The sequence below is a fragment of the Pseudescherichia sp. genome (genome assembly GCF_031979925.1).
Classification (GTDB): Bacteria; Pseudomonadota; Gammaproteobacteria; order Enterobacterales; family Enterobacteriaceae; genus Pseudescherichia.
On sequence record NZ_DALZFB010000002.1, the window covers coordinates 195,486 to 204,668 of the forward strand.

A 9,183-nucleotide genomic window follows, 5' to 3' on the forward strand; every position below is an offset into this window, starting at 1 on the left:
TGGCTATGGGTTTGCCTGTCGTTGCATTTTGTCTGCTGACTGCCGTTCTGCCCCTGCTGTGGCTGCCGAGGCTGCCAGAGACAGGCTGGATAGAAGCTATTGCGGCTGTCGGGATCGTGCTGAGTTTTATGCGCTGGCGGAGCGTACGCTGGCTGGCGCTGTGGTTGCTCTTTTTTGCCTGGGGATTGCTGGCGGCGCAGGAGGCTCTCTGGCCAGCACTGGCGTTGCCAGGGGCGACCCGGCAGGCGGTGGTAAAAATCATTGCTACCGATAATATAACCACGCACCGGGGCGTTATCGAGCAGCTGGACGGCAGGCGGCTTCTTCCCGCGCCGGGTATCAACCTCTACGGGCAGTATCTGCCGCAACCGGGCTGTGCCGGACAGCGCTGGGAGATGACGCTGAAGGTGCGTGCCGTGCACGGGCAACTCAACGAGGGCGGCTTTGATACTCAGCGCTATGCCCTGGCCCAGCATCGTCCCGTTACCGGACGTTTTATTCATGCCAGGCCGGTCGAGCTCCGCTGCGATCTGCGCGCCCGCTATCTTGCTTCCCTGAGCGCGATTCTGGCCCCTTACGCCTGGCAGTCGGTCATGCTGGGATTGGGGATGGGGGAGCGCACCACGCTCGGTACCGATGTTAAAGCGCTGATGCGCGAGACCGGCACTGCGCATCTGATGGCGATTTCAGGTCTGCATATTGCCCTGGCGGCGACGTTGGGCTGGCTGATGATGCGCGGCGTGCAATTTTTTCTCCCCGGCAACAGAATTAGCTGGCGGCTGCCGCTGCTGTTTGGCCTTGCCTGCGCCGCTTACTACGCCTGGCTTACCGGTATGCAGCCTCCGGCGCTGCGCACGGTAGCCTCCCTTGCCGTCTGGAGCGCGCTGCGCCTCTCGGGTCGGCAGTGGTCGCCCTGGCAGGTCTGGCTCTGCTGCGTGGCGGCGATCCTGTTTATCGATCCTGTTGCCATCCTCTCTCAGAGCCTGTGGCTCTCCGCCTTCGCCGTCGCCGCCCTGATCTTCTGGTATCAGTGGTTTCCGTTACCGCACCTGCCCGGCGGGCGCATCGTGCGCAGCATTCTGAGCTTGCTGCATCTGCAGGTGGGAATGATGATCCTGCTCCTGCCCATCCAGGTAACCCTCTTTCATGGTATTAGCCTGACCTCGATCGTTGCCAATCTGATCGCCGTACCGCTGGTGACCTTTGTCACCGTGCCACTGATTCTGGCCGGGATGGTGCTGCACCTGAGCGGGCCGGCGATAATCGAGAGCGGCAGTTGGCTGCTGGCGGACAAAACCCTGGCGCTGCTGTTCTGGTTTTTACGTCAGCTGCCGGACGGCTGGTATGAGATTGATCGGCGCTGGCTGGGACTGGTCTGGCTCCCGTGGGCGGGGATAGTGCTTTGGCGGCTGCGCATCTACACCAACGCGCCGTTTCTGTGTCTGGCGATTGCCATGCTGCTGGCGCTGCCGCGCGGACGTCCTGTCCGCAGCGATGAGTGGGCTGTGCATATGCTGGACGTGGGGCAGGGACTGGCGATGGTGATTACTCGTAACCAGCGGGCCCTGCTCTATGATACCGGGCTGGCGTGGCCGGGCGGAGACAGTGCTCAGCAGCTGATCGTTCCCTGGCTACGCTGGCACCATCTCCGACCCGATGGCGTTATCCTTAGCCATGAGCACCTCGATCATCGGGGTGGGCTGGAGACGCTGCAAAAAGCGTGGCCGGAGATGACCGTCCGCAGCCCGCTGGGGTGGGCTGGGCATCTACCCTGTTTTCGCGGTCAGCGCTGGCAGTGGCAGGGGCTAAACTTTACCGTTCACTGGCCGCTGGCGGGGGAGGTAGCGAAGGGAAACAACGGCTCCTGCGTGGTTAAAGTCGATGACGGTCGTCAAAGCATCCTGCTTACCGGCGATATCGAAGCGCCTGCCGAGCGGCGCATGCTGAGCCGCTACTGGCAGCATCTACAGGCTACACTTATCCAGGTCCCGCATCACGGCAGCAGCACTTCCTCATCGCTACCGCTGTTACAGCGGGTCAACGGGCAGGCGGCGCTGGCCTCTGCGTCGCGCTACAACGCCTGGCGACTCCCCTCAACAAAGGTGATCCGCCGCTACCGGCAGCAGGGCTACCGCTGGTACGACACGCCGCACGGGGGGCAAACGAGCATCTATTTTTCCATTAACGGCTGGAAGATCCTCAGCCTGCGCGAGCAACTTTTACCCCGCTGGTATCATCAGCGGTTTGGCGTCCCTGCAGATAACGGGTAGAATATGCGGCTATTTCAACAAGTGCTGGTTTTTTGAATGCATAACGACAAAGATCTCTCTACGTGGCAAACGTTCCGCCGCCTTTGGCCAATGATTGCACCTTTCAAAGCGGGTCTGTTCGTGGCGGGGGTAGCACTGATCCTCAACGCAGCCAGCGATACCTTTATGCTATCGCTTCTGAAACCGCTGCTCGATGATGGTTTTGGTAAAACGGACCGCTCCGTGCTGATATGGATGCCGCTGGTGATTATCGGCCTGATGATCCTGCGTGGGATCACCAGCTATATCTCAAGCTACTGTATCTCCTGGGTCTCTGGCAAAGTGGTCATGAGCATGCGTCGCCGCCTGTTCAGCCATATGATGGGCATGCCCGTCGCCTTCTTCGACAAGCAGTCCACCGGGACGCTGCTCTCCCGTATCACCTATGACTCTGAACAGGTTGCCTCCTCCTCATCTAACGCACTGATCACCGTCGTGCGTGAAGGGGCGTCGATTATCGGCCTGTTTATCATGATGTTTTACTACAGCTGGCAGCTGTCGATCATTTTGATCGTGCTGGCCCCGATCGTCTCGATTGCTATTCGCGTGGTATCGAAGCGTTTCCGTAACATCAGCAAGAATATGCAGAATACAATGGGGCAGGTGACCACCAGTGCAGAGCAGATGCTGAAGGGGCACAAAGAGGTGCTGATGTTTGGCGGCCAGCAGGTCGAAACCGAGCGCTTTGACAAGGTGAGCAACCGGATGCGCCTGCAGGGGATGAAGCTGGTCTCCGCCTCGTCGATATCCGATCCGATCATTCAGCTGATCGCCTCCCTGGCGCTGGCCTTTGTACTCTATGCGGCGAGCTTCCCCAGCGTGATGGAGACCCTGACCGCCGGGACCATTACCGTGGTTTTCTCGTCGATGATTGCCCTGATGCGTCCGCTGAAGTCGCTGACCAACGTTAACGCCCAGTTCCAGCGCGGGATGGCAGCCTGCCAGACGCTGTTTGCTATTCTCGACAGCGAGCAGGAGAAGGATGAAGGCAAGCGCGAAATTGAGCGTGCCGAAGGCAACGTGGAGTTCCGCAACGTCACCTTTACCTATCCTGGGCGTGAAACCCCGGCGTTGCGTGATATCAACCTGAACATCGCCGCAGGTAAAACCGTGGCGTTGGTGGGTCGCTCAGGCTCCGGTAAATCGACCTTGGCCAGCCTGATCACCCGCTTCTACGATACCGACAGCGGCGAGATCCTGCTGGACGGCCACGATCTGCGCGAATACAAGCTGCACTCGCTGCGTAATCAGGTAGCGCTGGTATCGCAAAACGTGCACCTGTTTAACGACACGGTGGCGAATAACATCGCCTACGCCCGCACGGAAGAGTACAGCCGGGAGCAGATCGAAACCGCTGCCCGTATGGCCTATGCCATGGACTTTATCAGCAAGATGGATAACGGCCTCGATACTATCATCGGTGAGAACGGCGTGCTGCTCTCCGGCGGTCAGCGTCAGCGTATCGCCATCGCCCGTGCCCTGCTGCGCGACAGCCCGATCCTGATCCTCGACGAGGCTACCTCCGCGCTGGATACCGAGTCTGAACGCGCTATCCAGGCTGCGCTGGACGAGCTGCAGAAAAACCGCACCTCGCTGGTGATCGCCCACCGACTCTCTACCATTGAGAAGGCGGATGAGATTGTGGTGGTTGAAGAGGGCCGTATCGTTGAGCGCGGTAGCCATGCCGAACTGCTGGCGCAGCAGGGTGTCTACGCCCAGCTGCATAAGATGCAGTTTGGCGCATGATAGCCCGCATCTGGTCAGGCGAATCACCGCTGTGGCTGCTGCTGCTGCCGCTCTCCTGGCTTTATGGCCTGGTGAGCGGGGCAATTCGTCTCTGCTACCGGCTGGGCATTAAAAAAGCCTGGCGTGCGCCGGTGCCGGTAGTCGTTGTGGGCAATCTCACGGCAGGCGGCAACGGCAAAACGCCGGTGGTGATCTGGCTGGTTGAGCAGCTGCGCCAGCGCGGCGTACGGGTTGGCGTGGTCTCTCGGGGCTACGGTGGCAAGGCGGATCGCTATCCGCTGCTGCTTGACCAACAGACGACGACGGAGCAGGCCGGTGACGAGCCGGTGCTGATCTATCAGCGCACCGGTGCACCGGTAGCGGTCTCTCCCGTGCGCAGCGACGCGGTAAAAGCCCTGCTCGCCGCGCACGATCTTCAGCTGATAGTGACCGATGATGGCCTCCAGCACTACCGTCTCGCCCGCGATAAAGAGATCGTGGTGATCGATGGCGTGCGCCGCTTTGGCAACGGCTGGTGGCTGCCTGCCGGGCCGATGCGTGAGCGGGCCTCGCGTCTGCGCTCCGTCGATGCGGTGATAACCAACGGCGGCGAAGCGCGGGCAGGGGAGATCCCGATGCGTTTGCAGCCTGGCCTGGCCGTGAACCTGAAGAGCGGCGAGCGCCGACCGGTTAATGCGCTACCCGCCGTGGTGGCGATGGCCGGGATTGGTCATCCGCCGCGCTTCTTTCAAACCCTGACCGACTGCGGCGTAGCAGTAGAAAACACCGTTGCGCTGGCCGATCATCAGGCGCTCAGCTATCCGCAGGTGAGCGGGTTTATTAAACCCGGCCAGACGCTGGTAATGACCGAGAAGGATGCGGTCAAGTGCCGCGCCTTTGCTGACGATAGCTGGTGGTATCTGCCCGTTGACGCCTGTCTGGAGGGCGATCAACCCGAACGCCTGCTGCAGGAACTGCTCACTCTGGTGCGCTAGCGGCACAGTGCCGACAGCGCCCTGTTAACCACGGGAACCGTATGTCTGTGCCGCAACTCTCGCTCACCGCCGCCCGTCATCTCCATCTTGCCGCGCAGGGCCTGCTGAAAAAGCCGCGCCGCCGCGCCAGGCCTGCCGATATTCTCTCCTCCATTCAGCGGATGTCGCTCCTGCAGATCGACACCATTAATATCGTGGCCCGCAGCCCCTACCTGGTGCTGTTCAGCCGCCTCGGCGACTACTCGCCGTCATGGCTCGATGAGGCGCTGCGCCGGGGCGAGCTGATGGAGTACTGGGCGCACGAGGCCTGCTTTTTGCCGCGTGAGGATTTTGCCCTGGTGCGCCACCGGATGCTGGCGCCGGAAAATATGGGCTGGAAATACCGTGCGGCCTGGATGGATGAGCACGCGGATGAAATTGAGCAGCTGATTGCCTATATCCATGAGAATGGCCCGGTGCGCTCGGCGGATTTCGATCATCCGCGCAAAGGGGCCAGCGGCTGGTGGGCGTGGAAGCCGCACAAGCGGCACCTTGAGGGGCTGTTCACCGCCGGTAAGGTGATGGTGGTGGAGCGGCGCAACTTTCAGCGCGTCTACGATCTGACCCACCGCGTCATGCCCCACTGGGATGACGAGCGGGATCTTCTCGCCCAGGCAGTGGCGGAGGATCGGATGCTGGAGAAGAGCGCCCGTAGCTTAGGTCTTTTTCGCCCCGTCTGGCTGGCAGACTACTATCGTCTGCGCCAGCCCGTATTGCCCGCACTGATGGCGCGCTGGCAGTCTGAGCAGAAGGTGGTGCGCGTAGAGGTTGAAACGCTGGGAGAGGCGTTTGTTCACACCGACTTGCTGCCGGAGCTTGAGCTGGCGCAGGCGGGCAGGCTGCACGCCACCCACAGTGCGGTGCTGTCGCCCTTCGATCCGGTGGTTTGGGATCGCAAGCGCGCCGAGCAGCTCTTTAACTTTACCTACCGGCTGGAGTGCTACACCCCAGCACCGAAGCGCCAGTATGGCTATTTTGTCCTGCCGCTGCTGCACTGCGGGCAACTGGTGGGGCGGATGGACGCCAAGATGCATCGCAAAACAGGCGTGCTGGAAATTATCGCCCTTTATCTGGAGCCGGACATCAAGCCGGGCCGCAGACTGGAGAGCGGCCTGGCAACGGCCATTGACAATTTTGCCCGCTGGCAGGGCGCGCAGCAGGTAGTCTGCAAACGCCTCCCGGACGGTCTCTTTACCGACAGGCAAGGCGGGTGGGAAATTGCCGCTGCGGATTAGGGGAATATGGTAACATTTAAGGCATACCCCTTTCGGTCCCTCAGGAGGAACTATGGATCACCGTCTACTTGAAATCATTGCCTGCCCGGTCTGCAACGGTAAGCTCTACTACAGCCAGGATAAACAAGAGCTGATCTGCAAAGTCGACAGCCTCGCTTTCCCGGTGCGGGAAGGCATTCCGGTACTGCTGGAAAACGAAGCCCGTGCGCTCGCTGCTGAAGAGAGCCGTCCATGAGTTTCGTTGTTATTATTCCGGCGCGTTATGCTTCCACCCGTTTGCCGGGTAAGCCGCTGGTGGATATCAACGGCAAGCCGATGATCGTGCACGTGCTGGAGCGGGCGCGCGAGTCCGGGGCAGCGCGGATCATTGTCGCCACCGATCACCCTGACGTGGCGCTGGCGGTTGAGGCAGCCGGGGGCGAAGTGTGCATGACCCGCGCCGATCATCAGTCCGGCACCGAGCGGCTGGCCGAGGTGGTGGAGACGTGCGGCTTTAGCGATGACACGGTCATTGTTAACGTTCAGGGCGACGAGCCGATGATCCCGCCGGCGATTATTCGCCAGGTGGCGGAGAATCTGGCCCAGCGCCAGGTGGGTATGGCGACGCTGGCCGTGCCGATCCACAGTGCGGAGGAGGCGTTTAACCCTAACGCGGTAAAAGTGGTGATGGACAGCGAGGGCTACGCGCTCTACTTCTCCCGGGCGACCATTCCCTGGGACCGCGACCGCTTCGCCCAGTCGCGTGATGCCATCGGCGACACCTTCCTGCGCCATATCGGTATCTACGGCTATCGGGCCGGGTTTATCCGCCGCTACGTCACCTGGCAACCGAGCCAGCTCGAGCAGATCGAGATGCTCGAACAGCTGCGCGTGCTCTGGCACGGCGAAAAAATTCACGTTGCCGTGGCGCAGGCCATCCCGGGCACCGGGGTAGATACCGCAGAGGATCTGGCCCGCGTGCGCGCTGAACTCCGCTAGTTTCCTCTCTCCCCTCCGTCCGGAGGGGAATTTCTTCACTTTCTGCCGCTGTTTTGATCTGATCGGGGTGACATCTCTGTGACGGACGCCCATTATAAAAGGTGTAGTCTGCGTAAGGGTATTCCTGAGAGGTAGCGTAAATGGAACAGCTGCGTGCCGAACTGAGCCACCTGCTGGGGGAGAAACTCAGCCGCGTGGAGTGTGTCAACGAGAAGGCGGATACCGCGTTGTGGTCGCTTTATGACAGCCACGGCCACCCTATGCCGCTGCTGGCAAGAAGCTTTACCACGCCGGGGCTAGCGCGCCAGCTGGCATGGAAGATGTCGATGCTAGCCCGCAGCGGTACGGTACGCATGCCGGTGGTCTACGGGGTAATGACCCATGATGAGCACCCCGGCCCTGACGTGCTGCTGATCGAGCGCCTGCACGGCGTCCCCGTTGAAGCCCCGGCCCGTACGCCGGAGCGCTGGGAGCAGCTTAAGGATCAAATTGTTGAGGCGCTGCTCGCCTGGCATCGGCAGGACAGCCACGGCTGCGTTGGTGTAGTGGACAGCACCCAGGAGAATATCTGGCCCTCATGGTATCGCCAGCGGGTCGAGGTGCTGTGGAACACCCTCAACCAGTTTAAAAATACCGGCCTGACGATGCAGGATAAACGGATCCTGTTTCGCACCCGTGAGTGCCTGCCGAAACTGTTTGCAGGCTTTAACGACAACTGCGTGCTGGTGCACGGCAATCTCAACCTGCGCAGCATGTTAAAAGATGCCCGCACCGATCAGCTACTGGCGGTGGTGGGGCCGGGCGTCATGCTCTGGGCGCCGCGCGAATACGAGCTGTTTCGCCTCTCCGACAGTGCGCTGGCGGAAGGGCTGCTGTGGCACTATCTCCAGCACGCCCCGGTTTCCGAGGCGTTTATCTGGCGTCGCTGGCTCTACACCCTCTGGGACGAGGTAGCGCAGCTGGTCAATACCGGTCATTTCAGCCGCAGCAATTTTGATCTCGCCGCAAAATCACTCCTGCCGTGGATCGCCTGACGAACCTTTAAGCCACTGCCAGACGCGACCCAGCGTCTCATACCCGACCCGGTCGCTGTGCATCAGCCACACCGGGGAGGGAATAATGCGCTCCCAGGGGTTAAGCGGCGAGTCGATCGCCAGCTGATTAGCCGGAGCGGGCAGGGGATTTAACCCTGCATGACGGAAAAAGATCATCGCCCGAGGCAGATGTGATGCCGAGGTCACCAGCAAAAACGGCGTCTCGCCGATGGCCTGTTTCACCGCTGCCGCCTCCTCTTCGGTATCCTTAGCGCTGTCGAGCGTCATAATGTCGCTGCGAGGGATGCCCAGGGTTTCAGCCACCCGCGCCCCGGCCTCGGCGGTGCTGACCGGGTTTGTCACCGCCGGTGCGCCGGTGAAGATCATTTTAGCCCCCGGATTTTGCCGCCACAGGCGTACCGCCTCCGTGAGGCGCGGCAGGCTGTTGTTGATCAGGTTCGAGCTGGGCGCCCACGTATCGTTCCAGGTGTAGCCCCCGCCGAGCACCACGATGTATTTCACCTGCTGGGTGCCGCGCCAGGTAGGGTAAGTTTGCTCTATCGGCCTGAGCATACCGTCCGCCACCGGTTGCAGGCTGATCAGCACCAGCGCCAGCCAGCCTGCGCTCATCAGCGCCTTACCTGACTTCTGGTAGCGGGTAAACCAGACCAGCGCCAGGCCAATCCCCATCAGCAAAAGCAGCAGCGGCAGGGGCAGCAGCATCCCACCAATGTATTTCTTCAGCGTAAAAAGCATGGCTTCCGTTTCCTTTTTGACCATACAGCAGGTTATTCTGTGGATCTTACACCAGATAGGTTCCTTCTTAACGTGGGTGTGACAAAATAGCGGTTTTGCCAGGATCGCGGAG

General features: G+C 60.9%; 8 protein-coding genes. 7 read left to right on the forward strand and 1 reads right to left on the reverse strand.

The window, feature by feature from the left end; all coding sequences use genetic code 11:
- Positions 1-5: 5 nt before the first annotated feature.
- The 7 genes from RTM13_RS04295 to RTM13_RS04325 all read left to right on the forward strand — a co-directional run bounded on the left by RTM13_RS04295 (position 6) and on the right by RTM13_RS04325 (position 8,315).
- Complete coding sequence (locus RTM13_RS04295; protein WP_312210414.1) at positions 6-2,270, forward strand: ComEC family protein; 2,265 nt, start codon at positions 6-8, stop codon at positions 2,268-2,270.
- A 36-nt stretch (positions 2,271-2,306) separates the two neighbouring features.
- Positions 2,307-4,055, forward strand: a complete 1,749-nt coding sequence (msbA, locus tag RTM13_RS04300) for a lipid A ABC transporter ATP-binding protein/permease MsbA (RefSeq protein WP_312210416.1) — start codon at positions 2,307-2,309, stop codon at positions 4,053-4,055.
- Positions 4,052-5,029, forward strand: a complete 978-nt coding sequence (gene lpxK, locus RTM13_RS04305) for a tetraacyldisaccharide 4'-kinase (protein ID WP_312210418.1) — start codon at positions 4,052-4,054, stop codon at positions 5,027-5,029. The genes msbA and lpxK overlap by 4 nt, the downstream gene beginning before the upstream one ends.
- Positions 5,030-5,070: 41 nt before the next feature.
- On the forward strand, positions 5,071-6,303 hold the full coding sequence (locus RTM13_RS04310) for a winged helix-turn-helix domain-containing protein (RefSeq protein WP_312210420.1): 1,233 nt from the start codon (positions 5,071-5,073) through the stop codon (positions 6,301-6,303).
- Positions 6,304-6,355: 52 nt separating this feature from the next.
- A complete protein-coding gene (ycaR, locus tag RTM13_RS04315) occupies positions 6,356-6,538 on the forward strand; it encodes a protein YcaR (RefSeq protein WP_312210421.1) in 183 nt (60 codons plus the stop codon).
- Positions 6,535-7,281 (forward strand): 3-deoxy-manno-octulosonate cytidylyltransferase, encoded by a 747-nt coding sequence (gene kdsB / locus RTM13_RS04320; protein ID WP_312210423.1) that lies wholly within the window; start codon positions 6,535-6,537, stop codon positions 7,279-7,281. The genes ycaR and kdsB overlap by 4 nt, the downstream gene beginning before the upstream one ends.
- A 140-nt stretch (positions 7,282-7,421) precedes the next feature.
- On the forward strand, positions 7,422-8,315 hold the full coding sequence (locus RTM13_RS04325; RefSeq protein WP_312210424.1) for a YcbJ family phosphotransferase: 894 nt from the start codon (positions 7,422-7,424) through the stop codon (positions 8,313-8,315).
- Here RTM13_RS04325 and elyC read toward each other — a convergent pair.
- Positions 8,292-9,071: an envelope biogenesis factor ElyC gene (elyC, locus tag RTM13_RS04330; RefSeq protein WP_312210425.1), complete on the reverse strand. Its 780-nt coding sequence runs from the start codon at positions 9,069-9,071 to the stop codon at positions 8,292-8,294. The two genes, RTM13_RS04325 and elyC, sit on opposite strands and share 24 nt — an antisense overlap.
- Between the last annotated feature and the right edge of the window lie 112 nt (positions 9,072-9,183).

Excerpts from the sequence above, each read along its gene's own strand:
- RTM13_RS04295 (WP_312210414.1), top strand. The coding sequence starts at position 6 with ATGGGTTTGCCTGTCGTTGCATTTTGTCTGCTGACTGCCGTTCTGCCC.
- lpxK (WP_312210418.1), top strand. The coding sequence starts at position 4,052 with ATGATAGCCCGCATCTGGTCAGGCGAATCACCGCTGTGGCTGCTGCTG.
- kdsB (WP_312210423.1), top strand. The coding sequence starts at position 6,535 with ATGAGTTTCGTTGTTATTATTCCGGCGCGTTATGCTTCCACCCGTTTG.
- ycaR (WP_312210421.1), top strand. The coding sequence starts at position 6,356 with ATGGATCACCGTCTACTTGAAATCATTGCCTGCCCGGTCTGCAACGGT.
- elyC (WP_312210425.1), bottom strand. The coding sequence starts at position 9,071 with ATGCTTTTTACGCTGAAGAAATACATTGGTGGGATGCTGCTGCCCCTG.
- RTM13_RS04310 (WP_312210420.1), top strand. The coding sequence starts at position 5,071 with ATGTCTGTGCCGCAACTCTCGCTCACCGCCGCCCGTCATCTCCATCTT.
- RTM13_RS04325 (WP_312210424.1), top strand. The coding sequence starts at position 7,422 with ATGGAACAGCTGCGTGCCGAACTGAGCCACCTGCTGGGGGAGAAACTC.
- msbA (WP_312210416.1), top strand. The coding sequence starts at position 2,307 with ATGCATAACGACAAAGATCTCTCTACGTGGCAAACGTTCCGCCGCCTT.